Source organism: Cobetia amphilecti (assembly GCF_032923285.1).
In the GTDB taxonomy this organism is placed as follows: Bacteria; Pseudomonadota; Gammaproteobacteria; order Pseudomonadales; family Halomonadaceae; genus Cobetia; species Cobetia amphilecti.
In genome coordinates this window covers 3484776-3510770 of sequence record NZ_CP136695.1, presented here as the reverse complement: position 1 = coordinate 3510770, position 25995 = coordinate 3484776, and the positions used below count along the sequence as shown (strand labels likewise).

At 63.6% G+C, this 25995-nt stretch carries 20 protein-coding genes and 1 pseudogene; 13 read left to right on the top strand and 8 right to left on the bottom strand.

Annotation, left to right across the window (positions count from 1 at the left end; genetic code table 11):
• Positions 1–60 precede the first annotated feature (60 nt).
• The 5 genes from R1T44_RS14965 to R1T44_RS14945 form a co-directional block, all read right to left on the bottom strand.
• Complete coding sequence (locus R1T44_RS14965) at positions 61–264, bottom strand: hypothetical protein (RefSeq protein WP_043331440.1); 204 nt, start codon at positions 262–264, stop codon at positions 61–63.
• Between the two features lie 489 nt (positions 265–753).
• Complete coding sequence (locus R1T44_RS14960) at positions 754–1572, bottom strand: RNA methyltransferase (protein ID WP_284726639.1); 819 nt, start codon at positions 1570–1572, stop codon at positions 754–756.
• A gap of 365 nt (positions 1573–1937) precedes the next feature.
• Positions 1938–3587: a chaperonin GroEL gene (gene groL / locus R1T44_RS14955; protein ID WP_043331439.1), complete on the bottom strand. Its 1650-nt coding sequence runs from the start codon at positions 3585–3587 to the stop codon at positions 1938–1940.
• Between the two features lie 57 nt (positions 3588–3644).
• Positions 3645–3938, bottom strand: a complete 294-nt coding sequence (locus R1T44_RS14950) for a co-chaperone GroES (RefSeq protein ID WP_043331438.1) — start codon at positions 3936–3938, stop codon at positions 3645–3647.
• Positions 3939–4585: 647 nt separating this feature from the next.
• Positions 4586–5149, bottom strand: coding sequence for an FxsA family protein (locus R1T44_RS14945; RefSeq protein ID WP_284726638.1), 564 nt, complete (start codon positions 5147–5149; stop codon positions 4586–4588).
• Positions 5150–5741: 592 nt separating this feature from the next.
• Here R1T44_RS14945 and R1T44_RS14940 point away from each other — a divergent pair.
• The 6 genes from R1T44_RS14940 (at position 5742) to rsd (ending at position 12953) form a co-directional block, all read left to right on the top strand.
• Complete coding sequence (locus tag R1T44_RS14940; protein WP_153636394.1) at positions 5742–6503, top strand: SDR family oxidoreductase; 762 nt, start codon at positions 5742–5744, stop codon at positions 6501–6503.
• A 142-nt stretch (positions 6504–6645) separates the two neighbouring features.
• Positions 6646–7143 (top strand): peptide-methionine (R)-S-oxide reductase MsrB, encoded by a 498-nt coding sequence (gene msrB / locus R1T44_RS14935; RefSeq protein WP_107336174.1) that lies wholly within the window; start codon positions 6646–6648, stop codon positions 7141–7143.
• Between the two features lie 160 nt (positions 7144–7303).
• Positions 7304–9727 carry a Tex family protein gene (locus R1T44_RS14930; RefSeq protein WP_284726637.1) on the top strand — a complete coding sequence of 808 codons (2424 nt, stop codon included), beginning with the start codon at positions 7304–7306 and terminating at the stop codon, positions 9725–9727.
• Between the two features lie 164 nt (positions 9728–9891).
• On the top strand, positions 9892–11490 hold the full coding sequence (gene gshA / locus R1T44_RS14925; RefSeq protein ID WP_284726636.1) for a glutamate--cysteine ligase: 1599 nt from the start codon (positions 9892–9894) through the stop codon (positions 11488–11490).
• 272 nt (positions 11491–11762) lie between these two features.
• Complete coding sequence (locus R1T44_RS14920) at positions 11763–12323, top strand: disulfide bond formation protein B (protein WP_284726635.1); 561 nt, start codon at positions 11763–11765, stop codon at positions 12321–12323.
• 126 nt (positions 12324–12449) lie between these two features.
• Entirely contained in the window at positions 12450–12953 is a 504-nt protein-coding gene (gene rsd, locus R1T44_RS14915) for a sigma D regulator (RefSeq protein WP_043331434.1), read from the top strand.
• 108 nt (positions 12954–13061) lie between these two features.
• Here rsd and R1T44_RS14910 read toward each other — a convergent pair whose 3' ends face one another.
• Both R1T44_RS14910 and R1T44_RS14905 read right to left on the bottom strand, forming a co-directional pair.
• Positions 13062–14453, bottom strand: coding sequence for an FAD-dependent oxidoreductase (locus R1T44_RS14910; protein ID WP_043331433.1), 1392 nt, complete (start codon positions 14451–14453; stop codon positions 13062–13064).
• A 258-nt stretch (positions 14454–14711) separates the two neighbouring features.
• Positions 14712–15368 carry a histidinol-phosphatase gene (locus tag R1T44_RS14905; RefSeq protein WP_107336179.1) on the bottom strand — a complete coding sequence of 219 codons (657 nt, stop codon included), beginning with the start codon at positions 15366–15368 and terminating at the stop codon, positions 14712–14714.
• 260 nt (positions 15369–15628) lie between these two features.
• Between R1T44_RS14905 and R1T44_RS14900 the strand changes: the two are divergent.
• Both R1T44_RS14900 and ptsP read left to right on the top strand, forming a co-directional pair.
• Positions 15629–16102, top strand: a pseudogene (locus tag R1T44_RS14900) (RNA pyrophosphohydrolase); the annotation flags it as partial.
• 308 nt (positions 16103–16410) lie between these two features.
• A complete protein-coding gene (gene ptsP, locus R1T44_RS14895) occupies positions 16411–18711 on the top strand; it encodes a phosphoenolpyruvate--protein phosphotransferase (protein WP_052384254.1) in 2301 nt (766 codons plus the stop codon).
• Here ptsP and R1T44_RS14890 read toward each other — a convergent pair.
• Positions 18704–19666 (bottom strand): NRDE family protein, encoded by a 963-nt coding sequence (locus R1T44_RS14890; protein ID WP_284726634.1) that lies wholly within the window; start codon positions 19664–19666, stop codon positions 18704–18706. The genes ptsP and R1T44_RS14890 overlap by 8 nt on opposite strands.
• Before the next feature lie 162 nt (positions 19667–19828).
• Here R1T44_RS14890 and R1T44_RS14885 point away from each other — a divergent pair, with 162 nt between their 5' ends.
• From R1T44_RS14885 to R1T44_RS14865, 5 genes are all read left to right on the top strand, one after another.
• Positions 19829–22642 carry a response regulator gene (locus tag R1T44_RS14885; protein ID WP_284726633.1) on the top strand — a complete coding sequence of 938 codons (2814 nt, stop codon included), beginning with the start codon at positions 19829–19831 and terminating at the stop codon, positions 22640–22642.
• A 73-nt stretch (positions 22643–22715) separates the two neighbouring features.
• Positions 22716–23498 (top strand): sulfite exporter TauE/SafE family protein, encoded by a 783-nt coding sequence (locus R1T44_RS14880; protein ID WP_107336182.1) that lies wholly within the window; start codon positions 22716–22718, stop codon positions 23496–23498.
• Between the two features lie 127 nt (positions 23499–23625).
• Positions 23626–24429, top strand: a complete 804-nt coding sequence (gene lgt, locus R1T44_RS14875) for a prolipoprotein diacylglyceryl transferase (protein WP_054555578.1) — start codon at positions 23626–23628, stop codon at positions 24427–24429.
• A 213-nt stretch (positions 24430–24642) separates the two neighbouring features.
• Positions 24643–25437, top strand: a complete 795-nt coding sequence (locus R1T44_RS14870; protein ID WP_131432578.1) for a thymidylate synthase — start codon at positions 24643–24645, stop codon at positions 25435–25437.
• Positions 25434–25985 (top strand): dihydrofolate reductase, encoded by a 552-nt coding sequence (locus R1T44_RS14865; RefSeq protein WP_054555577.1) that lies wholly within the window; start codon positions 25434–25436, stop codon positions 25983–25985. Before R1T44_RS14870 ends, R1T44_RS14865 begins: the two co-directional genes overlap by 4 nt.
• The last annotated feature ends 10 nt before the right edge of the window (positions 25986–25995 follow it).

Below are 25995 nucleotides of genomic sequence, written 5' to 3'. Positions count from 1 at the left end.
TTACGGGTGGCTGCTGGTCATTACCAGTCGCCACCTGCCAACCACCTCATCTGGCGTCGCTCAATGTGCCTGCGAGGCTGCGGGCTGACTGACCTTGGCCAGCAGTTGCATCTGGCGTAGCGAGATCGTGCAGTACAGGCTGCGGTAGAGCGTCGGTTCCTGCGTCGGGTCGGTCTTGAGCAGGCGAGCTTCCAGCTGGTGGATGTCGCTGGCCAGCTGTTCCGCGTCCGGGGTCTGAGTCTGTCGTGCGGCTGTCTGAGTCATGTAAAGGCGCTCCGTGAGTCCATGGTCGTGGATGGGATCAGGGTCGGCTCTTCTTGTGGGTGTCTCGAGGTGCGTCGCCACGCTGGCCTGTCATGGCCCTTCGTGTGTTGGCGTGGCGGCGTCTCTGCCTGCTCTTGCGGCAGTTCTCGACCTGCGTGGCAGGTCTCAAGGTCGCAAAGGAGCCTTTGCCTGACACTGCAGCCTTCGCACATGACTTCCTTGCTGGGCTGCAGCTACTGCATGGGTCTGTGCCGTATCTCTATGTCGGTATCTCTATGCCGGTATTTCTATACCGGTATTTCTATACCTAAGCTGTGTGACGGGTTCTGCGGTGCCTGACGTCTTGCCTATCAAGCATAGCGGAAGGTCTACAGTGCACCTTGATCCATGTCAGAAGGATGACGTTGCGCTGACAGGCTGTTGCCAAGTGGCGAGAGCCAAGTAGCAACAGTCCGAGCCTCAGTGCAGGACGGGGCGGCCGTGCGCGACTCAGGACGCCTCGTGATCGCTCTGCTCGCTGTCTGCGCCAGCGTTCGCCGCTGCCGTCTGGCGCTCAAGATTGGACAGCATGCCACGCAGGATGGAGAGTTCGCGGCGTGTCGGCTCGGCACGCGCGAACAGGGCGCGCAGCCGCTCTTCGGTCTGGGAGTGGGGCTGGTTGAGGAAGCCGGAGCCCTGCAGGGCGCGACCGAGATGCTCATGGAAGTAGCCGAGCTGTTCGCGGGTCGGCAACTGATCATCCTCACGGCGCGCGACAGGCGCCTCCTGAGGCTTGTCGAGCGTCAGGCGCCATGCACTGCGGCACTCGTGCGCCAGCACCTGGGCGGCCTGTGAGACGTTGAGGATGCCGTAGTCCGGGTTGGTGGGGATCGATACCTGATGCGTGCAGCAGGCGATTTCCTCGTTGGTCAGCCCGAAGCGCTCGCGGCCGAATACCAGCGCCACCTTGCCATCGCGCGCGATATCCATGGCGTGCGCCGCCATCTCGCGTGGCTCATCGAAGTGGGGCAGCGGGACGCTGCGCAGGCGAGCACTGGCCCCGATGACCAGCTGGCAGTCATTGACGGCGTCTTCCAGGCGCTCGACCACGCGCGCATTTTCCAGCAGTTCCGCGGCACCGCTGGCCATGCGTGTCGCTTCCTCGTCGGGGAAGCAGCGCGGATTGACCAGCACCAGGTCCTTGATGCCCATGGTCAGAATGGCGCGAGCGGTGGCGCCGATGTTGCCGGGATGGAAGGTCTGCACCAGTACGACACGCACATTGTCGAGGGCGCTAGTGGTCGGGGAAGCGGCGGGGGTATCAGTCATGAGAAGGTCCTGGGCAAGCGAGGCGCGCGGCCTGAGCGGTTGGCGTCATCGGTCGTGACCGTAGGCATTTCAGCCTCAATACATCGTCAGCCTCGATGCACTGTCATCACCAGGCGCCATGTCTCGGGTCGCGGCAAAAAGTGGCGCCTAGTGTAGCGTGGTGAGCGGGAGGCGTCAGGTGCCGAGAGCCGCGGCGCTTACTGTATGAGGGCCACGGCGTTCACTGTATGGGTCTCGCGCTGCTCACTGCATGGAACTCGCAGCGCTCGCCGAATGACAGGCATGAAAAAACCGCCCCTGCTTGCGCAGGAGCGGTTCGGGTCACGACGGGTGAGTCGTGGGGTGAGTCGTGGGGTGAGGCTGGCTTACATCATGCCGCCCATGCCACCCATGCCGCCCATACCACCCATGTCGCCGCCGCCGGCAGCGGCCTTGTCTTCCGGATCTTCAGCGATCATGCATTCGGTGGTGATCATCAGACCGCCGATGGAGGCCGCGGACTGCAGTGCAGAACGGGTCACCTTGGCCGGGTCCAGCACGCCCATTTCGAACATGTCGCCGTAGACGCCGGTAGAGGCGTTGTAACCGTAGTTACCTTCGCCAGCCTTGACGTTGTTGAGCACGACAGAGGCTTCTTCACCGGCGTTGGTGACGATCTGACGCAGCGGCGCTTCCATGGCACGCAGTGCGATGGCGATACCGTGAGTCTGATCTTCGTTGTCGCCTTTCAGGTCGACCAGCTGACCCAGTACGCGAACCAGGGCAGTACCACCGCCAGGCACGACGCCTTCCTCGACGGCTGCACGAGTGGAGTGCAGGGCGTCTTCGACGCGAGCCTTCTTCTCTTTCATCTCGACTTCGGTGGCAGCACCGACGCGGATGACGGCAACGCCGCCGGCCAGCTTGGCGACACGTTCCTGCAGCTTCTCGCGGTCGTAATCAGAGGAGGTTTCCTCGATCTGAGCACGGATCTGGGCAACGCGTGCTTCGATATCGCCTTCGTTGCCGGCGCCATCGATGATGGTGGTGTTTTCCTTGGACATGGTCACGCGCTTGGCGGTGCCCAGGTGGTCCAGGTTGGCCTGTTCGAGGTTGAGGCCGACTTCTTCGGAAATCACGGTGCCACCGGTCAGGACAGCGATGTCCTGCAGCATGGCCTTGCGACGGTCACCGAAGCCCGGTGCCTTGACGGCAGCGACCTTGACGATACCGCGCATGGTGTTGACGACCAGAGTCGCCAGCGCTTCGCCTTCGATGTCTTCGGCGATGATCGCCAGCGGCTTGCCGGACTTGGCAACGCCTTCCAGCACCGGCAGCAGTTCGCGGATGTTGGAGATCTTCTTGTCGACCAGCAGGATGTACGGGTCTTCGAGTTCGACCGCCATGGTGTCCTGGTTGGTGACGAAGTACGGAGACAGGTAACCGCGATCGAACTGCATGCCTTCGACCACTTCCAGCTCGTCTTCGAAGCCACGACCTTCATCGACGGTGATGACGCCTTCCTTGCCGACCTTCTCCATCGCTTCCGCGATGATCTCGCCGATGCGAGAGTCGCCATTGGCGGAGATGGTGCCGACCTGGGCGATGGCCTTGGTATCGGTGCACGGCACGGACAGCTCACGCACGGCCTTGACGGCTTCGATGACGGCCTTGTCGATGCCGCGCTTCAGGTCCATCGGGTTCATGCCCGCGGTCACGCCTTTCAGGCCTTCGTTGACGATGGACTGAGCCAGCACGGTGGCGGTGGTGGTGCCGTCGCCAGCCACGTCAGAAGTCTTGGAAGCGACTTCCTTGACCATCTGGGCGCCCATGTTCTCGAAGCGGTCCTTCAGCTCGATTTCCTTGGCGACGGAAACGCCGTCCTTGGTGACGGTCGGGGCGCCGAAGGATTTTTCCAGTACCACGTTACGGCCTTTCGGACCGAGGGTAGTCTTGACCGCGTCGGCCAGGACATTGACACCACGCGCCATGCGCTTGCGTGCATCATCGGAGAAACGAACGTCTTTTGCAGCCATGTTTATCTCTACCTTTAATCAGTAAGTCGAAGCGTTGGAACCCGAAAAAGCTGAAACTCAGCCTTCCACCACGGCGAGGATGTCGCTCTCGCTCATGATCAGCACCTCTTCGCCGTCGATTTTCTGCTTCTCGACGCCGTAGCCATCCTTGAAGATCACGGTATCGCCGACTTTCACGTCCAGCGGGCGAACTTCACCGTTTTCGAGGATGCGACCGTTACCGGCAGCGAGAATCTCGCCACGGGTCGGCTTTTCCTGGGCGCTGCCGGGCAGAACGATGCCACCTGCAGTTTTCTGTTCTTCTTCCACGCGACGAACCACGACGCGATCGTGCAAGGGACGAATGTTCATTGCTCACGTTCTCCTGATGGTAAATCCCGCCAGCTCCCGTTCTTTGTCGGTGAGTCTGGCGTTCAATGGGGTTGCCTACCGAGTGTTGGGCCCCGCCGCTGGGGGCGTGGCCGTTATCCATTGCACCGCTTTTATGGTGGCGGGGGGACAGCTTTCAAGTAGGCGATCATAAAAAAATTTCAAATCGGCGCATCTTGTGCGTCGCATGAAAGCTACGCGCCCTGGCTGCAGCCTGTCTTCCGCAAGGTTCCGCTAGATGAATCAACGGCTTGAGTGTATCCGAGCCATTCACCGTTGGCATATAGCTGTCAGCCTCCAGACGGTGTCCATTGGTACAAGACGCCAGAGGGTGGTCATCGGCCAGGGTGAGCGTCGTTGCAAGGCGCAAGGGTTCGGGCGGGCAGCTCACAGAGCGCGACTCCGGTCAGTGACAGGCGCTGGGGCGGGGGTGATGCAGGGTAGGGACAGACGGTGCAAGGCTGTGCAGGGCCGGTCGGGACAGAACAGGACACAGAGTGATGGAGCCTGTGAAGCGAGATATCACGAATCAAAAAGGCCCGGCACTGGCGTTCCAGTACTGGGCCCATCGCTTTCAAGCATGATTCCCAGGCAGACGATTGCGCGTGGTGCCTGTGCGTGAGAAGGCGCTAGAGGCGCGGTTCGTCACGGCTGATGTAATCGCCTTCCAGCGGCTCGCCGGTCTGCTGGCTGCTGCCTTGCTGCCCCGCATGGTTGCCGCTTGCGTGCTGCTGATCGCCACTGTTGCGTGATGCGCTGTCAGCACGGGCGTCGGCTTCCCAGTCACCCGTGCGGGTGCTGCGCGAGCTTCCCGCAGCCGAGAAGCGCCCCTTGAAGAAGCGCGCGATCGCGCCATTGCCGCTCAGGCCGCGCGTCAACAGTCCCCGTGAGGCGGGGAGCAGGCACAGCAGGCCGAAGGCGTCAGACAGAAAGCCCGGTGCCATCAACAGGGCGCCGCCGAAGATGAGTGCTGCGCCTTCCATCAGCTCGCCGGAAGGCATCTCACCACGTTGCAGGCGTTCCTGGGCGCGCATCAGTGTCGCGCGACCTTCGCGGCGAATCAGATGCAGGCCGACGGCGCCGGTGATCAGCACCAGCGCCAGGGTCGGCAGCAGGCCGATCTGGCTGCCAAGACTGAACAGCACCACGAAATCCAATAACCCGAACAGGGTAATCACTAACAGTATGGGCATCGTCTCTCCCGAAGCAGGTAAATGGCAGGTTGCGCCAATGCGTCAAGGGTAAACCAGCCGCCGGATGGGGAACAGTCGAATCGGGCTCATGAACGGGCCATGATCTGCTGATGAGCTGCTGAGGGTCGGCGGCGCGGATGGCTGGCGCTGTAGGAGTAGCGGTGCCATGCTGCATGTTGCAGTGCACAATAGAGGGGCTGGGCAGAGAGAGCTGGACAGCGAGAGTTAGGCAGAGAGTGTCGGACAGGCAGAGCCCAGGCGTACGCAGGGGGCGGGCCGAGGCTCACTCATCAGCATTCTCTGTTTTCGCGCACGCTGTTGCTGGCGTGCGTTGACGCCGTCAGTGGGTTGCGTTGGCGGATCTCGCCTGCGTTGAGGCAGGACACGCCGCGATCTGTTGCACTGCATCATGAGAATTCACCGCGAGCTGGCAGCGGACGTCATCCCGAGGCATTCTCTGTCACGATGACGCTCAACACTGAAGGACGCGGTGCGGGACACTCGACACATAGATCGTGACGCTCGTACGGCATGCGGGCCTCGCATCCGGCAGACGTTCCTCACTGCCGGCAGACAACCTGGGAGACGGGACATGAAGCTTGACGACAAGGTCATCGCGATTACGGGCGGCGCTCGTGGGCTGGGGTTGGCCATGGCGCGCTATCTGGGCGAGAAGGGAGCGGTACTGGCGCTGCTGGACATCGAACAGGACGGCCTGGATGACGCCGTCGCGAGTCTGGAGGCTGCAGGCATCAAGGCGCAGGGTTTCGTGACCAATGTCGCGGAAGAGGACTCCGTCACGGCGGCCTTCTCGGCCATCAAGAGCGCATTGGGGCCGGTGAGCGGTCTGGTCAACAATGCCGGCATCACCCGCGATGGGCTGCTGATCAAGGCACGCGATGGCGTGGTGGAGAAGACCATGTCGCTGTCCAGCTGGCAGCAGGTCATCGATGTCAATCTGACCGGTGTCTTCCTGTGCACCCGTGAAGCGGCCAGCCAGATGATCGAGGCCGGCCAGCCGGGCGTGATCGTCAATATCTCCAGCATCTCGCGCGCCGGCAACATGGGGCAGAGCAATTACACCGCCGCCAAGTCCGGTGTTGCGGCACTGAGCGTGACCTGGGCCAAGGAGCTGGCACGCTACAGGATTCGCGTCGGAGCCGTGGCGCCGGGCTTCATCGCCACCGAGATGACCGCCGGCATGAAGCCGGAGATGCTCGACAAGATCAAGAGTGGCATCCCGATGCGCGACCTGGGGCGCCCGGAAGATATCGCCAGCAGCGTGGCCTTCATCTTCGACAATGACTACTTCACCGGGCGGGTGATCGAATGTGATGGTGGTCTGCGCATCTGACCCGATGGCTGGCGTCAGCCGATGAGACCCAAGCCCCCGCGATGGCAGCATCGTGGGGGCTTTCTCTTGAGGCGATGCATCCAGCGCAGGCCGCTGCGCGTACAAGTCAGTATTGCCGTTCATTGCTACAAGGAGACACGTCATGCAACGTCGCCAATTCATGGGGCTGGTGCTGGGGGCGGGAGCGATGCTGGCGCTGCCCAGACTGTCTGCCGCGCGTCCGGAGCTTGAGCTCGAGCGTGGCGCGGACATCACGCCGCTGACCCTCGAGGAAGACGAATGGCGTGCCCGCCTGAGCCCGGAGCAGTATCGCGTACTGCGCGAGGAGGGTACCGAGCGTGCGGGCTCCAGCGAGCTCAACAAGGAGCATCGCGAGGGGGAGTATCGCTGTGCCGGTTGTGATCTGGCGCTGTTCTCTTCTGCCACCAAGTTCGAGTCCGGCACCGGCTGGCCCAGCTTCTTCGATCATATCGAAGGCCGCCTTCTGACCAAGACCGACTACGGACTCATCTGGCCGCGCACCGAATATCACTGCGCGCGCTGCGGCGGGCACCAGGGGCATGTCTTCGAGGATGGCCCTGAACCCACCGGCCTGCGCTGGTGCAACAACGGTGTCGCGCTGCGCTTCGTGCCCGCGTGAGGCGCTTGGGAGGCATCCCGGTTGGCGCAGTGAGTGGCTAAAGCAATCTTGCCGCTTTGTGGTAACGTGACGACATCGTGATACAGACGGCCCGGTCGATTCCACGACCGGGCCGTCTGTATATTGCCGCATGAATTCTGCTGTAAGGGACTGACGTTTCATGGACGCTACTGCAACTGACGCTACCACCTCCCGTCCTGCACCGACGCTGTCGCCCGCTGCCACCACTCGCCGTATTCAACAGGCGCTGGCCGGTGAGCTTGGGGTGCGCGAAGAACAGATCACCGCCACCGTCGAGCTGCTGGATGGCGGCGCGACCGTGCCGTTCATCTCGCGCTACCGCAAGGAAGCCACCGGCGGGCTCGATGATACCCAGATGCGTCAGCTCGAAGAGCGCCTGCGCTATCTGCGTGAGCTGGAGGAGCGGCGTCAGGTAGTGCTCGAGTCGATCGCCGAGCAGAACAAGCTGAGCGCCGCGCTTGAGCGGGATGTGTTGGCCGCCGACAGCAAGCAGCGCCTGGAAGATCTCTATCTGCCGTATCGCAAGAAGCGCCGTACCAAGGCCCAGATCGCGCGTGAAGCGGGGCTTGAGCCTCTGGCCGATGCGCTGCTCGCGGACCCGACGCTGGAGCCGGAGGCTCAGGCGGCCGGCTTCGTCGCTGCCGACAAGGACGTGGCCGATACCAAGGCGGCGCTGGATGGCGCCAAGCAGATTCTGATGGAGCGCTTCGCGGAGGACGCCGCGCTGGTCGGTCGCCTGCGTCAACGTCTGTGGGACGACGGTATCCTCAGTGCGCGCGTCATGAAGGGCAAGGAGCAGGAGGGCGCCAAGTTCTCCGATTACTTCGAGCATGACGAGCCACTGCACAAGGCGCCCTCGCACCGTGCGCTGGCCATGCTGCGTGGTCGCAATGAAGGCGTGCTGAGTCTCGCGCTCAAGCTGGAAGGCGAGGACGACCTGCCGCGTCACCCGATGGAAGGCGCCATCGCGGCGCATTTCTCCATCGAGGATCAAGGGCGCGCCGCGGACCGCTGGTTGAAGGAAGTGGTGCGCTGGACCTGGCGCGTCAAGCTCTATACCCATCTGGAAAGCGAGCTGATCGGCCGCCTGCGCGAGCGCGCCGAGCAGGAGGCCATCCAGGTCTTCGCCGATAACCTGAAGGACCTGCTGCTGGCGGCGCCGGCGGGGCCCAAGGCCACGCTGGGGCTGGACCCGGGGCTGCGTACCGGCGTCAAGGTCGCGGTGGTGGATGCCACCGGCAAGTATGTCGATCAGGCCACCATCTATCCGCATGCGCCACACAATCGCTGGGACGCCTCGGTGGCCGAGCTGGTCAAGCTGGTCGAGCGGCATGACGTCGAGCTGATCGCCATCGGCAACGGCACCGCCTCGCGCGAGACCGACAAGCTGGCCGCCGACGTGCTGACGCGCCTGTCCGGCCGTCGTCTGCAGAAGGTGATGGTCAACGAGGCCGGTGCATCCATCTATTCCGCCTCGGAGTATGCGGCCCGCGAATTCCCGGACCTGGACGTGACCATCCGCGGCGCGGTCTCCATCGCCCGCCGTCTGCAAGACCCGCTGGGTGAGCTGGTCAAGATCGAGCCTAAGTCCATCGGCGTCGGTCAGTACCAGCACGATGTCAGTCAGGTGCAGCTGGGGCGCAGTCTGGAAGCCGTCGTCGAGGATTGCGTCAACGGTGTCGGCGTCGACCTCAACATGGCCTCAAGCGCGCTGCTGTCACGCGTCGCCGGCCTCAACACCACGCTTGCCGAGAATATCGTCGCGCACCGTGATGCCAACGGCCGTTTCGCCTCGCGTCAGGAATTGCTCAAGGTCAGCCGGCTGGGCCCGCGCACCTTCGAGCAGTGTGCCGGTTTCCTGCGCATCGCCTCCGGCAAGAATCCGCTGGATGCCAGTGCCGTCCACCCGGAGGCCTATCCGCTGGTCGAGCGCATCGCCAAGGCGCACGGGCGTGATCTGCCGAGTCTGCTGGGTGACAGCGCCTTCCTGCGCACCGTGAAGCCGACGGAATTTACCGATGAGCACTTCGGCCTGCCGACGGTGACCGACATCCTGCGTGAGCTGGACAAGCCGGGACGTGACCCGCGCCCCGAATTCCGCTTCGCCGAGTTCAAGGAAGGTGTCGAGACCCTCAAGGACCTCGAGCCGGGCATGAGGCTTGAGGGCGTCGTCACCAACGTGACTCACTTCGGGGCCTTCGTGGACATCGGCGTGCATCAGGACGGCCTGGTACACATCTCTGCCCTGTCGCAAAAGTATGTTGCCGACCCGCGTGAGGTGGTCAAGGCAGGCGATATCGTCAGCGTCAAGGTGATGGAAGTCGACATCCCGCGCGCGCGCATCGCGCTGAGCATGCGCATGAGCGATACTCCCGCCGAGAAAGGCGCGGCAGGCGAGGCGCGACGCGGCGCAGAGGGTGGTCGCGGTGGGCGCTCGCAAGGCGGCGGTGGCCGTCAGGAGCGCGGCGGTCGCGGCAGCAATTCTGGCGCGAGCGGCGGCGCGGCACCGGCCAACAATGCGATGGCAGCAGCACTGCTCAATGCGCGCAAGTCGAAATCATAAGCCTTGAAAGCATTTTTTACGCGCCCATAATGTGGGCATACTGACCTGACGCGAACGGTAGCTGCCGTTCGCGTCTTGCATGGCATCCGGTGCAGCACGCGGGCCATGGTCATCCAATTCGACCGGAGAGGCTGGGCTTCTCCCCATGCGAAAGGGTTCATACCTTGTCCGAGCAACTCGCGTCCGCCATTGCGCGACTCACGCCCCAGGCCCGTCAGGGTCTCTTCGGGCGCCTGCGCCGTGGTATCGAGAAGGAAGGCCTGCGGGTTACCGCTGGCGGTGACATCAGCCAGACGCCGCATCCGCGTTCTCTGGGGTCGAAGCTGACCCACCCGTACATCACCACGGACTATTCCGAGTCTCTGCTCGAGTACATCACCCCGGTGTTCACTCGTCCCAAGGAGTCGCTGGAGTTTCTGGCTGACCTGCATCGTTTCAGCTATCGCAACCTGGGCGATGAGCTGATCTGGCCGGCCAGCATGCCGCCGCGTCTGCACGGCAATGACAGCGTGCCGATCGCCGATTACGGCACCTCCAACAGCGGCACCATGAAGCATATCTACCGCAAGGGGCTGGATGTCCGTTACGGACGCATCATGCAGTCGATTGCCGGTATCCATTACAACTTCTCGCTGCCGGATGATTTCTGGAGCCTGCTGCAGGGGCTGGAAGGGGCAGAGGCGGAAGATGCGCGCGACTTCCGCTCGCGTCGCTATTTCGAGCTGATCCGCAACTTCCGTCGTCACAGCTGGATCCTGCTCTATCTGTTTGGCGCCTCGCCGGGCATCGATGAGAGCTTCCTTGACGGCGGCAATGATGATCGCCTCAAGCGTCAGGCGGACCGCAGCCTGGTCTCGGCCTACGCCACCAGCCTGCGCATGTCGGACCTGGGCTATCAGAACAAGGTGCAGGCGCAGCTCAAGATCTGCTTCAACTCGCTGGACAACTTCGTCGGCACCCTGCGTCACGCCATCGTCACGCCGTGGAAGGACTACGAGAAGCTGGGCGTCAAGCAGGCCGATGGCAGCTGGTCGCAGCTCTCCAGCAACATCCTGCAGATCGAGAACGAGTACTACTCCGACATCCGTCCCAAGCGTGTCACCCGGCAGAACGAGACGCCCAGCCAGGCACTGGAAGGGCGTGGTGTCGAGTACATCGAAGTGCGCTGTCTGGATCTCAACCCCTTCCTGCCGGTCGGGATCGACGAGACGCAGATCCGCTTCCTCGATACCTTCCTGATCTGGTGTCTGCTGACCGAGAGCCCGTGGATCGACGACGAGGAATGCGCCACGCTCGACAACAGCAAGCGTCGCGTGGTCGAGGCCGGGCGTGATCCGGAACTGACCCTGAGTGTCAATGGTGAAGAGCGTCGCCTGCGCGATCTGGCGGCCAGCATCATGGATGAGCTGGGCGAAGTCGCGGGCCTGCTCGACAGTGGTGACAAGACAGGCAGCGCGCACCGTGATGCGCTGGCAGCGCTCGCGCCGCGCTTCGACGATGCCCAGACCACACCGTCGGGCCGTCTGCTGACCAGCATGCTCGACAACGGCAGCAACTTCGTCGACGAAGTGCTGGCACTGGCCAAGGGTCAGGCCGAGCAGTTCAAGTCAGAGCCGACGGAGCGTGCGCGCGGCTATCTGCTCGATCAGCTGGTCGAGACCTCGCTGCAGCAGCAGGGCGATATCGAGAAGGGCGATCATCAGGATTTCGACACCTTCATGGCCGAGTACTTCGCGTCCGCCCATGGCACGCAACCGGCGTGATCTCGTGACGCAACGCCAATTCATGTTCAGGTCATCGCGACACGGCATGATAGGCATCAGTCGCTGATAGTGACGGATTCGGCTATCGCTTCATCATCGGCGCCTCAGGCTTGAGGCGCCGATGATGTATGTGGCCTGTGCAGCCAGACTGAGCGCGGCTGCGGGGCACGACGCGGTGCAAGCCTCAATGCAGTCGCAGGACCTTGATGGTCTTGCGGCTGTGTCATTTCTCACCCATGACTCCACTGGAGTTCCACCGGCAAGGACGGCAAATGACACAAGTGGACAAACAATCGGGGCAGCCGCCGGTAGCGCGCAAGGGCGGGCTTGCCCGCCTGGCGAGCTGGAGCGGGCGTCAATGGTGCCTGTTGGGAGCGCTGGGGTGCGCCTTTTTGCTGGGCGTGGCCTTCGTGCTGCAGTTCGCCTTCGATCTGGCGCCGTGTTCGCTGTGCATCTTCCAGCGCGTGGCGGTGGCCGTGGCCGGCGTCTTCTTCCTGCTGGGCGCCTTGCATGGCCCCGGACGCATCGGCACGCGTATCTACGCGCTGGGCGCACTGGCCGGCAGCATTGGCGCGGTCGTGCTGGCGGGTCGCCATATCTGGCTGCAGTCACTGCCGCCGGATCAGGTGCCGGCCTGTGGCCCGGGCCTCAACTACATGCTGGAAGTGCTGCCGGTATGGGACGTGATCACCCAGGTGCTCAACGCCTCCGGTGAGTGCGCCCAGATCAGTGCGCAATGGCTGGGGCTCTCGATCCCGCAGTGGTCGTTGATCGGCTTCTGTGGGCTGGCGCTGGTGCCGCTGGCGATGCTGTGGAGCAGCTTCCGCCGTTGAGGCAATATGCCCTGCCACCATGGTGGGGGGTTGGCAGCGTGCACGGCATGGAGGATAGTGGGTTGGCAGCGGGGCGAGCACCGGATGTCAGCCCCTATCGTTCGGGTCATGCCAGAGGAGGCGCCCATGCTGGAGGAATGCACCACTGCGGCGGAACGCTTTCGTGGCGTTCATCAGTTGGTTGATCGCTGGCTGGACCAGCGACGCGAGATGCTGGTCTGCTTCATGGATCTGCACGAGGCCTGCGTCAATGACCTCGAGCAGCTCGAGATGACACGCGTCAATCGCTTCATCGAGCTTTTGATGGACTACATCTCGGCGGGGCATTTCGAGGTCTATCCTCAGCTCAAGGAAGAAGGCCGTGTCTTCGAGGACACCGCGGCGCTGGCGGTCTGCGAGCAGCTGATGCAGCGTCTGGAGCCCTCCACCGAGCTGGTGCTGTCCTTCGATGAGGATTTCTCCAGTCCTACCCGCTGCCAGCACTATCGCGCACGACTGCCGGAATGGCTGGCCCGCCTGCAGCAGGGGCTGACCGAGCGTTTCGCGCTGGAGGATCAGCTGATCCAGCGTCTGCATGCGGTGCACGAGCCCATGGCCCAGTCGGCCCCGTCGGGCCAGTCGGTGTCCTGAGGCCGCCTCCCGCCAGGCACCCATCAACAGGCGCCCATCAAAAAGCCCCGCCAGCATTCGCTGGCGGGGCTTTTTGATGCTCATCCCGATGCGTGTCTCGAAAGAGGCTTACATCAGTGAGGAGGCTTCCGGACGCTCGATCTCGGTCAGTTCGATCTCGCCGGTCAGCAGATCACGCTCGAAGGTTTCCTTGTCGATGTTGAAGCCAAGGAATTCCTGCGCGAGATACATGTCCTTCTCGGCGTTGCCCAGACAGCTGGTGCCACCCGGTGACGGCGTCATGTTGAAGACGATGCCGGTACCCGGATTGATCTTGGCTTCGCCCATCACGAGCTTCTGCTTGCTCTTGTCGATCAACTGCGGACGAACGCCACCGAAGCCCTTGGCGAAGCTGACGTCCTTGACGTCCAGGCTCGGCACGATCTTCTTGATGTCGCCGTGGAACAGGCGCTCACGCAGCACCGGCACCTCGAACATGAAGTTCTTGAAGATGTAGTTGCGGATGTCGCGCACCTTCATCAGGTCCCACAGGGCCTTGACGACGTTACGGTCCATGCGCAGCACCTTGAGGAACTCCCAGAAGGTCTTGCCGTTGTAGCGCTCGAGCAGCGGCAGCATCAGGGCGGTCGGACCGAAGCGGGTCTTGCCTTCCACCAGCACGTCCGGGTCGCCGTGGACGGCGGCGAACGGCAGGTTCTCGTTCTGGATGGTGTAGACCTTTCCGTTGAGCACCTTCGGGGTGAAGTAGAAGGAGCCGGCCATCGGCAGGCAGGACTTGTCCAGGCCGTAACCCATCTTGTGGGCGAACAGCAGGGAGTGACCGCCGGCGCTGACCACGACATAGCGTGCGCTGAGCTCGCCCTTGTCGGTCTTGACCTTGTAGACGTCACCTTCCTTGCGGATGTCTTCCACGGCGGTCGAGAGGCGAACGTCGAAGTTCATGCCTTTCTCGGCCGCTGCCTTCTCGCCTTCGCTGACGAAGGCTTCCGACAGGGTGGTGTAGTTGACGGCGGTATATTCGTCGGTGGAACCCAGCGCGACGATTTCCTCGTCAGGACGACGACCTTCCACCACCTTCGGCTCCAGCTCGGCGATGTCATCACGCTCGAGCAGCTTCAGGTTGGGAAACAGCTGCTTGAAGGTGTCGAAACGCTTGCGCAGGAACTGGCATTCCTTGGCACCGACCGCCAGCACCATCTTCGGATACTTGTAGACGATGTGATCGCGCTCACTCTCGCTGAGCTTGGTGGCGAAGTTGACCACCATGCCCGCGGTGCGCTTGGTCACACGCGCCTTCTCGACCGTGTAGTTGGTCTCGATGTCGCCGCAGTGAATGGTCTGGGAGTTGTTGCGACCGTGCGAGTTGACGATCGCGACGTGGTCGTACTTTTCCACCAGGCCGACCGACTTGAGGTCGGTGTAGCGGGCGAGTTCATAGAGAAGGGCGGTGCCGGACACGCCGCCACCCACAATCAGGACATCGTATGTCGTTGAGGACATGGCTGCTCACGCTCAAGGTTGGTGAGGGACATCCCCCGGACCCGACCGGGATTCCGGAGGCCGTCCTGCCGTGACGGGGCAAAAGTTGCCGCACCAGGCTCGACGGTTCGATGGACACACATTATAGACACATCTTGTGCGAAATGATTCAGCAAATAAGGTCGACTTTATGGTGAATGCTTGTAGCCACATGAAAACCTTATAGCTGAAGCTGCTCGACCTTATGGATCGATAAAATCCATGTAAATCAGTCTGTTATCAGTCGCGAAGCGAAATGATACGCCAATCGCGCGCGTCAGCGGCGGCGCGTAGTTGCTCATCCGGGTCCACTGCGATGGCAGTATCGACACGCTCCAGCAGCGGCAGGTCATTGATGGAGTCGCTGTAGAAGGTGCTGCCATCCAGGGTGTGGTCACGTTCGGCCAGCCAGCTCTCGAGGCGGGTCACCTTGCCGGCCTGGAAGCTTGGGACGCCGCTGACGCGTCCGGTGTAGCGGCCGTTGACGATCTCGGGCTCGATGGCGATCAGCTCATCGACGCCCAGGCGGTCCGCGATGGGAGCGGTGATGAAGCGATTGGTGGCGGTGATGATCAGCAGGGTGTCGCCGCGTGCCCGGTGACGTGCCAGCAGTTCTTCCGCCCGCGGCAGGATGATGGGCTCGATCTTGGCGGCCATGAACTGCTGGTGCCAGGCCGCCAACTGCTCCGGACTGTTCTCGGACAACGGCTTGAGTGAGAAGGCCAGGTATTCGTGAATGTCCAGCTCGCCACTCTGGTAGAGCTGGTAGTAGCGCTCGTTGGCTTCACGATAAACGTTGGCGTCGACAGCGCCCTGTTCGACCAGAAATTCGCCCCAGGCGTGATCACTGTCCCCGGCGATCAGGGTATTGTCGAGATCAAAGATGGCCAGACTCACGGAAAACTCCTTGCTCTGCCCAGCCACACTCGGCTGGGCGACAGACACGGACAACAGAGCACGATAGGGTGCCGGCCCAGTGTTTGCGCGGGTGTACGGTGGCCGACGAGCAGTCTCGCACGGCCGTGTTGCACTGCAATAGCGTGAAGGCAGCGATTATTGCAGAGGTGCTCGGGCTTTCACACCGCCAAACCGCGTATTGAAGCGCTTTCAGCCTTTGTGGAAGAATGGTTTCAATTAACGAATCAAAGGTGACATCCGTGATCGACGCTGACGGCTTTCGCCCCAACGTTGGCATCATCATTGCCAACTGTGAGGGCCAGCTGCTCTGGGCGCGCCGGGTAGGACAGAATGCGTGGCAGTTTCCGCAAGGGGGCATCAAGCCAAACGAGACACCGCAACAGGCGCTGTTTCGTGAACTCGAAGAAGAGATCGGCCTGAAAGCTGAGGACGTCGAGATACTGGCCTGCACCCGTGGATGGCTGCGCTACCGGTTACCCAGACGCATGGTAAGAACGCACTCCCGACCGATCTGCATCGGTCAGAAGCAGAAGTGGTTCCTGTTGCAGATTCGCTGTCAGGACAACCGTGTAAGTGTGGATACCACGCCCAATCCTGAATTCGATGGCTGGCGTTGGGTGAGCTACTGGTATCCGCTGGGGCAGGTCGTGGCCTTCAAGCGTGAGGTCTATCGACGCGCCCTGCGTGAGTTGGCGCCGCGTCTGCAGCGTCTGGTGGACACCGAGCGGCTCAAGGCGCTCGCCGAGGGGCCATCGCTGCATGAGGCGCGGGGTGCCTGCGGGCCGTCTGGCGCCAGTGGCTCACCGGTCGCTACTGCCAACGCGGCGGCCAAGGGGCTCGATGGCACAGGTGCCGGTGACCCCGGGGCCGATGGCGCCAGCTCCGAGGGTCACGGGCGACATTCGTCCGGCTGATGGCGTTGATGGGCGCGGGTGGCTGAGCGTGGGTCACGCCGCCTTGGCTGAGCAATCACCTTCTCGACGTCTTCGATGCGCGAGATACACCATGCTTGAGGTACTCCATGCTTGAGGTGCTACGTCGTATCGTTCAGGAGGTCAATGGCGCACGTTCTCTGGACGCGGCACTGGCGACCATGGTGTTGCGCATACGCAAGGCCATGAAGACGGACGTCTGCTCCGTCTATCTGCTGGCACCGGAAAGCGATCGCTTCGTGCTCAAGGACACCATCGGTCTGCGCTCGTCGTCGGTGGGGCAGGTCAGTCTGGCACGTGGCGAGGGCCTGGTCGGGATGGTGGCGCTCAGAGAAGAGCCGCTCAATCTCGAGGATGCGCCCGCACACCCCCAATTCCGTTATTTCGAGGAGACCGGAGAAGAGCGTTTCTCCAGCTTCCTCGGTGTCCCCATCATCCATCAGCGTCGTGTGCTCGGGGTGCTGGTCATCCAGCAGCACGAGAAGCGCCGTTTCGATGAAGGTGAGGAAGCCTTCCTTGTCACCCTCGGCGCGCAGCTGGCGGGAGTGCTGGCCCACGCGCTGGCCACCGGGGCGTTGGGCAAGCTGGCTGGTACCAGCGGTCAGGCGACCTTCTCCGGCGTGGCCGGCTCGCCCGGTATCGCCATCGGCAAGGCCTTCGTGCTGTCTCCGCCTGCCGACCTGGACGCCGTCCCTGATCTGATCCCCACCGATATCGAATTCGAGATCGCACGCCTCAAGGAGGCGATCAACGCCGTGCGCGAAGAGATCCGCGTCGCGGCGGAGCGTCTCGCCAGTCGTATCTCCACCCAGGAACATGCGCTGTTCGAGGTCTATCAGCAGATGCTGGGCGACGCGGCGCTGGGGCAGGAAGTCGAGAAGCGCATCCGTGAAGGACAGTGGGCGCCGGCGGCGCTGGCCGATATCGTGCGCCGCCATGTGCAGTATCTCGAGCGTGTCGATGATGACTATCTGCGCGAAAGAGCCGCCGACATACGGGATCTTGGGCGCCGCGTGTTGTCACACCTGCAGGAAGAGGGTGACAGTGGTCCGATCGAATACCCGGAAAACACCATCCTCATCGGTCACGAGATCAGCCCCGCCACGCTGGGGGAAGTCCCGCGGGAACGCCTCAAGGGGCTGGTCGCGGTCAGTGGCTCGAGTACCTCGCATGTCGCCATCCTGGCGCGTGCGATGGGGATTCCCACCGTGTTGGGCATGGTGGATCTTCCGTTGTCGCGACTGGGCGGTGCACCGGTCATTCTCGATGGTCACCGTGGTCGACTGGTAGTGCGTCCCGAGCTTGAGCTCGGCGCCTACTATTCACGGTTGATCGAGGAGGAGCAGGCGTTGAGTGCGCTGCTGGAACAGGAGCAGGATCTGCCAAGCGTGACCCCGGATGGTCATGTTCTGCCGCTGATGGTGAATACCGGCCTGGCGCTGGATTCCGTCGCGTCGCTCAAGTCGCGGGTCGGCGGGGTCGGGCTCTACCGCACCGAAGTGCCGTTCATGATGAGTGATCGCTTCCCCAGCGAGCAGGAGCAGGCGCGTCTGTATCGCGAGCAGCTGCTGGGCTTTGCGCCGCTGCCGGTCACCATGCGCACGCTGGATATCGGCGGTGACAAGGACCTGCCCTATTTCCCGATCAACGAGGCCAATCCTTTCCTGGGCTGGCGGGGCATCCGGGTGACGCTCGATCACCCCGAGGTGCTGATGGTGCAGCTGCGGGCCATGCTGCGTGCCGCGGAAGGGCTGGACAACCTGCGCATCATGCTGCCGATGATCTCGGGAATCGAGGAAGTCGATGCGGCGCTGGCGCTGGTCAATCGGGCGCTGGTCGAACTGGCCGAAGAGGGCATCAACGTCTCGCGGCCGAGTGTCGGCGTGATGATCGAGGTGCCCGCGGCGCTCTACCAATTGGAAGCGCTCGCCACCCGGGTCGACTTCTTCTCCGTAGGCTCCAATGATCTCACCCAGTATCTGCTGGCGGTGGACCGCAACAACCCGCGCGTGGCGAGTCTCTACGATGCCTGCCATCCGGCGGTGTTGCGCGCCCTGGCGCGTCTGGCGGAAGAGTCGCGTGCGCTCAAGATGCCGGTGAGCGTCTGCGGTGAGCTGGCGGGCGACCCCGCCGGGGCCTTGCTGCTGCTGGGCATGGGCTTTGACAGTCTGTCGATGAATGCCCCGAGCCTGCCTCGCGTGCGTGCGGCCATTCGGCGGGTGTCGCTGAGTGCGGCGCAGGGACTGGTGGACGAGGTACTGTGTCAGCCCACCGCCGATGAGGTTCATGACCTGTTGCTCCACCGCCTGCAGGCCTGGGATCTGGCCCATCTGCTGCCGCCGCGCGACAACGCGCCTGTGGCACAGAAGGCTGGTGAGACGACTAGCTGAGTCGCCAGCTGCCGATATCTCCTTCCTCGTCGCTCCCCGTGGCGAGCAAGCGGGTCATGGCCCTGCGGCTGGCGATGGTATGGCCCTCAGGGCTGAAACGGCGCTCCAGCAGGGTCAATGTCTGCACCATACCAGACGGATCAGTCGTGTCCCTTGTCGGGTAGCGTTGCCAGCGCACCAGGGTCGAGGCCCGCGTGCCATATTCGGCGCTGACGATGAACGGGCTGGACAGCAGGGCTTCGCGTTCGGGCGTGAGCCCGGTGGCCGGTAGCTGAGTCGGCGCGGGCCGCCAGTCATCCTTGAGCAGGTCGAGCAGCGCGTCGTCGCTCAATGGCCGTGCGGTTGTCTGACCAGCACGGGCTGTCGGGTCGAGGAGGGCTGCCAGGCGGCCACTCAGGCGTCGTTGCTTGGGCCAGCCGGTCTCGGGATGGCCATTGCTCAGGCTATGGATGCCCGCGCCGAGGCGGCTCACCTCGGCCCCTTGCGGGCCATGATGCAGGCGCCACAACGCCTTGCCATCGCAGACCAGCAGGTTGCACCAGTCCACGGCCTCAAGCGTCAGCGCAGACAGCTTCTGTGCGTCCGCTCGCTCCAGTGCCGCGGGCACGCTCTCTCCCGCGACCAGTGCGCGCAACCAGTCTTCAAGGCGCCAGCGCGAGCATCGACCCAGCGCCTGACGCGCCGCGGCCGCGACCAGCTGGCCACGGCTGATGCTGGCCGTCGGGGCAGGGTGGTCCAGCTGGCGCACATTGGTCAGCGTGGCGAGGCTGCCGGCGGGGTGCATGACCAGCCAGCCGCCGCCGGCCACCAGGTCGCGTCCGCCGCACAGGACACCATCCGGCCACACGCAGAGCCCGGCGGTGGCGCGTGCGTGAAACTCATCCCGGTTGCCGATCAGTAGCAGGCATTCGCCCTGCGGCGAGTCCGGTTGCCAGTCAAATGCCATCAGGCACATGTCGCCACTCCATCAGGGGGTCGGGAGAAAATAGCGCCTCTGTCACGCTGGCACTGCATGACGCCTGACGGCGGCTTGCGTATGCTGCTGCTTTGTCTCGACAGCTTGCGCTGGTCAGCGGTCGGGCTTGCCGACGCCTCACCTACAGGATGCTTTCAGATCATGTTCTCGCGCCGTGCTTCCTCTGTCGAGCCACCGCCTGCGGTGGCGGTGGCTTCGAATGCCCAGAATCCCGCCAGTGGCCTGGAGAAGGTCTGGGCGCGCATGATTCGGCTGACGGCTGGCCCGCTGCTGCTGGCGGAGCTGGCGGTGGCGTTGAGCTTTCTGGTCGGGGCCGCCGTGGTCTGGGACAGCACGCAGCATGCCGCCGTCGATAGCGCGCTGGGGGAGCTCAGGCAGGAGCATGCGCTGGCCACGGCGCTGGTCAGCGAGCGTCTGGAAACCCAGCAGCGTCGCCTGCAGATTCTGGCGCGCTATGCACGGCGCCATCTCGACTTCGGCGCCAACGGGAGCAGCGCCTATGACGCTGGCCTGGACCAGTTCTCGCTCACCGAGCAGGGCCAGCTGTTCAGGCCGGTATCGCGTGGGGGAGCCGCACTCTACGGCGAATTCGCAGGGCCGTTGAGCGATGAGGATCGCGATGCCGGGCGGCGACTGATGCATATGCAGTGGCTGCTGTCGGACCTCTACTCGTCGGACCCCCTGATCTCACGCCTGTTCGTGAGCCTCGATAACAGCATGGTCATGCTCTATCCCTGGTTCAACGTGCTGGATGCCTTCGCGCCGGGCAGCGATTTCATGCCCTATACCGGGGTGTTGCCGGACACCGTGCGTCAGCTTGCCGAGAACACCGACAATGGTGCGGCGCGCGTGGTCTGGCTGCCGCCGCATCCGGGGCCTGCCGGTCTGCCGCAGATCACGGCGCTGGCGGAGGTCTCTCTCAGCAATGGCCAGAAGGCGCGTGTCGGGCTGGATCTCGCGCTGCCGCAGATGGAGGCGCGCCTGCTGCTGCCGGGGCATGCCCCCTCGGATGCCTTCTGGCTGGTCGATGACCACCTGAACGTCTGGGCGGCCAGCAGCAATGTCGGCGACGGCCATTCCCGGGAGCTGCCCGCGGATATCGCCCGCGCGATGGATACCAGCCTGCGCGGTGCCACGCTGGATGACCCGCACGGGACTCAGGTGGTGGTGTGGGACAGCTTGCCGGTCACTGGTTGGCGCCTGGTGTCCAGCACGCGACTCGAGGTGCCCGGCCAGGTGCCGCTGCTGACCCTGTTGCTGGGCAGTGGTGGCGCGCTGCTGCTGGTGTTTGCCGTCGTCATGCTCATCTTGCAATGGCGGCTCAGGCGCATGGACCAGCGCCTGGGGCAGCCCTTGGAGTGGTTGGCGCGCCAGAGCGAGCGTATCGAGAACGGTGAGGTGATGGAGGAGTACCCGCCGGTGGGGCGGCAGGCCTATCCGGCGGATGACATCCTGCGGCGTCACCGTGGGGCCGTGGCCTTGCTGCGTCGTGGTCGCGGCCATGAGCTGGATGCCTTGCCGCTGCCGGCCTTCGTGATGCGCCATGGACTGTTGGCGATGGCCAACCCGGCCTTCGAGAAGCTGTTCGGGCTGCTATTGCATGAGGCGCTGGGGCGGTCGGTGGGCAGCTTGCTGATGCTGGAGCCCAATCCCAGCGTGCCCAGCAGTCGTGAACTCCGGGTACATGACGCCGAGGGGCGCATGCGGCGCATGCGCCTGGAGCTATGTCGCTTCAACAATGACCCGGCGCAGGTGCTCGGCGTGATGATCGATGAGTCGGAGCACGATCAGGCCAGCCAGCAGTTGCTGGTCGCGCGTGACCGTGCCCGCGAAGAGGCGCGTCTGAAGAGTGATTATCTGGACATGCTGCACGCTGAGCTGACGCCGCCGCTGCAAGGCCTGGTGCGCAAGCTTGGTCAGCTCAGGCGTGAGCGTCATATCGAGGATGCCGAGCTCAGCCTGCTGCAGGGTCGCCTCGACAGCGTGGCGCAACTGCTGGACGCCCTGACCGAGCGCGAGGAAGTGGTACGAACGCCGCTGGAAGAGAATGACTTCTCGCCAACCGAGACGCTGGGGGCGCTGCTCGAGGACATGCAGCAGCGCCATCATGATGTCGGTTGCCCCTTCGAGTGGCAGCTGGGGCCGATGCCGGAGGCATTGCGCGGTGATGTGCGCCGCCTCGCGCAGCTGTTCGAGCATCTGGCGGAAGGCTGCATGCGCCACGAAAGCGCCAGTCATCAATCTCTGCTGCTTGAGCTGCAGCAAGCCTGTGAGCTGCCGGCCTGTCGCGATGCAGCGTTCTCTGCAGAGGGTTCCGACGACGAGGGCGCTGGCTGTTGCTGTCTGCGACTCGAGCTGCGTGGACATGTCGGGCTCGATATCGGTCATCAATCGCCCTCGAGCCTTGTCATGGCGCGGCGCTTGATCGACGAGCTGGGTGGTAGCTATCGCCAGATCAACCTGGACGACGAGCAGGCGCTGGAAATCCTGCTGCCGATGACATGGCCGGGCAAGCCGACCGAAACCCGCATTCTGGTGGTGGATGACGGGCCGGTGAATGCGATGCTGGCACGCACGGTGCTCGGTCGTCAGGGATTGTTGGTCGATACCGCCAGCAGCGGCGAAGAGGCGCTGGCCGCACGTGGCCAGCATTTCTACGCGCTGGTGTTCATGGATATCTTCATGCCCGGCATGGATGGCGTCAGTGTCAGCCAGCGCTGGCGCGAGCAGGAAGCCGCCGCCGGCAGTGAGCGGCGCAGTGTCATCATCGCGCTGACCGCCAATGCCAGTGAGGCCGATCGCGAGCGCTTCTTCGCCGCCGGGCTGGATGATTATCTGGGCAAGCCCTACCGGCCTCAGGCGCTGATCGACAAGGTCAGCATGTGGCTGCCTGACGTGACGCTGACGCCACGCGCGTCCGGCAGCGGCGAAGGTCAAGTATCAACAGACGGCTGACGGTCATGGCGCTGAGAGGCCCGGGCCACTCTCGGCAGACAGTCACCGCAATGCAGCATGAAAGGAGTCGGGTATGTGGTGGTGGTATCCCTTGTTGGGCGCAGTCGCCGGCATGATTGCGGGGTTGTTCGGGATTGGCGGAGGGCTTGTCATCGTGCCGGTGCTGGCCGCGGCCTTCGTGCTGCAAGGCGTCGCGCCGGAGGTGTTGATGCACCTGGCGATCGGCACCTCGCTGGCCACCATCGTGGTGACCTCGCTGTCGTCGGCACGGGCACATCATGAGCGCGGTGCGGTGCGCCTCGATTGGCTCAAGCGGCTGTTGCCGGGGCTGGTGGTCGGCACCGGGCTCGGCGTGGTGCTGGCCAGTGAACTGAGCGGCGAGACGCTCAAGCTGGCGTTCGGCGTCTTCGTGCTGCTGGTGGCGGCCAAGCTCGGGCTGGATCTCAAGGTGGGCCAGATGGCCCAGGCGCCCGGGCGGGTCGGCCAGTTCGTGGGCGGCAGTACCGTCGGCGTGATTTCCTCGCTGTTCGGCATCGGTGGCGGCACGGTGATGGTGCCGATGCTCTCCAGCTGGCAGGCGCGCATGACCGAAGCGGTGGGGACCGCCGCCGCGGCAGGCTTCCCCATCGCGCTGACCGCCGCACTGACCAACATCGTGGTCGGCTGGCATGCCCCCAATCTGCCGGAGCACGCCATCGGCTATGTCCATTGGGTGGCGTGGCTGGGCATCGTGCTGGCGTCCGTGCCGTTTGCGCGCCTCGGGGCGCGGCTGGCGCATGCCTTGCCGGCCCTGCTGCTCAAGCGCCTGTTCGCGCTGATCCTGGTCGTCGTCGGACTGCGGTTTCTGCTGGCGTGAGCGGGAATACGCTGCCTCAGGCAGGTCGTGTTCATGCTTTGACTGTTATGCTCTGCCCGCCTGAGAGGCGATGACTGCATCGCCCAGTGCGTTGGTAGAGCCCGACTTCCTCATTCAAGGTTTTCACATGTTGCAATATCCTGAGATCGACCCCGTGGCGCTGGCGCTGGGGCCCTTCAAGATTCATTGGTACGGGTTGATGTACGTGATCGGTTTCGCGGCGGCCTGGGGGCTGGCACGAGCACGTCGCGCACGCGTCGGCCTGAGTCAGGACGCGGTAGGCGACCTGATCTTCTTCGGCGCCCTGGGTGTGGTGCTGGGTGGCCGCCTGGGGTATGCGCTCTTCTATGGCTTCGACAAGCTGCTGGCGGACCCGGTGTGGATCTTCAAGGTCTGGGATGGCGGCATGAGCTTCCATGGCGGCTTGCTGGGCGTGTTGATCGCGATGCTGATGTTCGCGCGTCGCCATCAGCTGACCTTCTTCCAGCTGACCGATTTCATCGCGCCGATGGTGCCGATCGGTCTCGGCGCAGGGCGGCTGGGCAACTTCATCAATCAGGAGCTGCCGGGGCGCATCACCGATGTCTCCTGGGGCATGGTCTATCCGCTCTACGGGCCGGAACCGCGTCATCCCTCGCAGCTCTATCAGTTTGCACTGGAAGGCGTCGCGCTGTTCGCCATCCTGTGGTTCGTCTCGCGTGAACCGCGTCAGAAGGGCTTGATCTCCGGTCTGTTCCTGCTCTGCTACGGCTGCTTCCGGTTCATCACCGAATTCTTCCGTCAGCCGGACTCCCAGCTCGGCTTCATCGCCTTCGACTGGCTGACCATGGGCCAGCTGCTGTCGCTGCCGATGGTGCTGTTCGGGCTGCTGTTGATGGCCTGGTCGCGCGGTCAGGAAGTGGCGCAGCCGCCGGTGCCTCGCGCCTCCTGAGGGGCAATGCAGGCGTGAATACAGGGGGCATTCGGTGTAAACTGGCCCCCTGCCAGATACGCAAGAACGCGGCCATCGGGCCGCGTTCTTGCGTATCTGGCAGCGTCAAATATCGTCAAGTGAACGATTCGAATTCATGAAGAGGCTGGTGCAGGGCGATCCACGGCTCCGCTCGCCGCGCCAGCCTCTGACACGCCGTACGGACTCGCCACCATGCAACCCTATCTAGATCTGATGCGCCATGTGCTGGAAAACGGCACACAAAAGGGCGATCGCACCGGCACCGGCACCCTGAGTGTCTTCGGCCACCAGATGCGCTTTGATCTGGCCGAAGGCTTTCCGCTGGTCACGACCAAGAAGCTGCACCTGCGCTCGATCATCCACGAGCTGCTGTGGTTCCTGAAGGGCGATACCAACATCGCCTACCTGAAGGAAAACGGCGTGCGTATCTGGGACGAGTGGGCCGATGAGAATGGCGACCTCGGGCCGGTATACGGTTACCAGTGGCGCAGCTGGCCGAACCCGCAAGGCGGTTCCGTCGACCAGATCAGCCAGCTGATCGAGCAGATCAAGACCAACCCGGATTCGCGCCGCCTGATGGTCTCGGCCTGGAACCCGGCGCTGGTGGATGAGATGGCGCTGCCGCCTTGTCATGCACTGTTCCAGTTCTACGTCGCCGATGGTCGCCTGTCCTGCCAGCTCTATCAGCGCAGCGCGGACATCTTCCTCGGCGTGCCGTTCAACATCGCAAGCTATGCGCTGCTGACCCAGATGGTCGCGCAGGTGTGTGGCCTCAAGCCGGGCGAGTTCATCCATACCCTCGGCGATGCCCACCTTTACAGCAATCATCTCGAGCAGGCGCGTGAGCAGTTGACGCGTGAGCCGCTGGCGCTGCCGAAGCTGGTGTTGAATCCGGAAGTCACGGATCTGTTCGACTTCACCTTCGATGACATTGCCATCGAAGGCTATGAATCCCATCCGCATATCAAGGCGCAGGTGGCTGTATGAGCGATAATGAATTCTCTCCGCTGACGGCGGCGGCTGACACCGTCGTGCCCGTCGCGATGATTGCCGCCATGTCGGTCAACCGCGTGATCGGCGTCGACAACCAGTTGCCGTGGTATCTGCCGGAAGACCTGAAGTTCTTCAAGCATGTCACCCAGGGCAAGCCGGTGATCATGGGACGCAAGACCTTCGCCTCCATCGGCAGGCCGCTGCCCAACCGCCTCAACATCGTGGTCACGCGTGACAGCGAGTTCAGTCACGATGGCGTGCGGGTCTGCAGTGACCTGGCCGCCGCGCTAAGCATGGCGGACCACCACGCGATGATCGAAGGCGTGGACGAGATCATGGTGATCGGTGGCGGTCAGATCTACGCCCAGGCGCTGCCGGTGGCGACGCGCCTCTATCTCACCGAGGTTGCGGTCGAGATCGAGGGCGATGCCCATTTCCCGGCGCTGGATGCGAGCTGGCAGGAAGCGCAGCGCGTCCCGGGGGAGAGTGGTGAGGGTCTGCCGGCCTATGACTTCGTGCGCTTCGAGCGCCGCGACGTCTGAGCCACTGGCT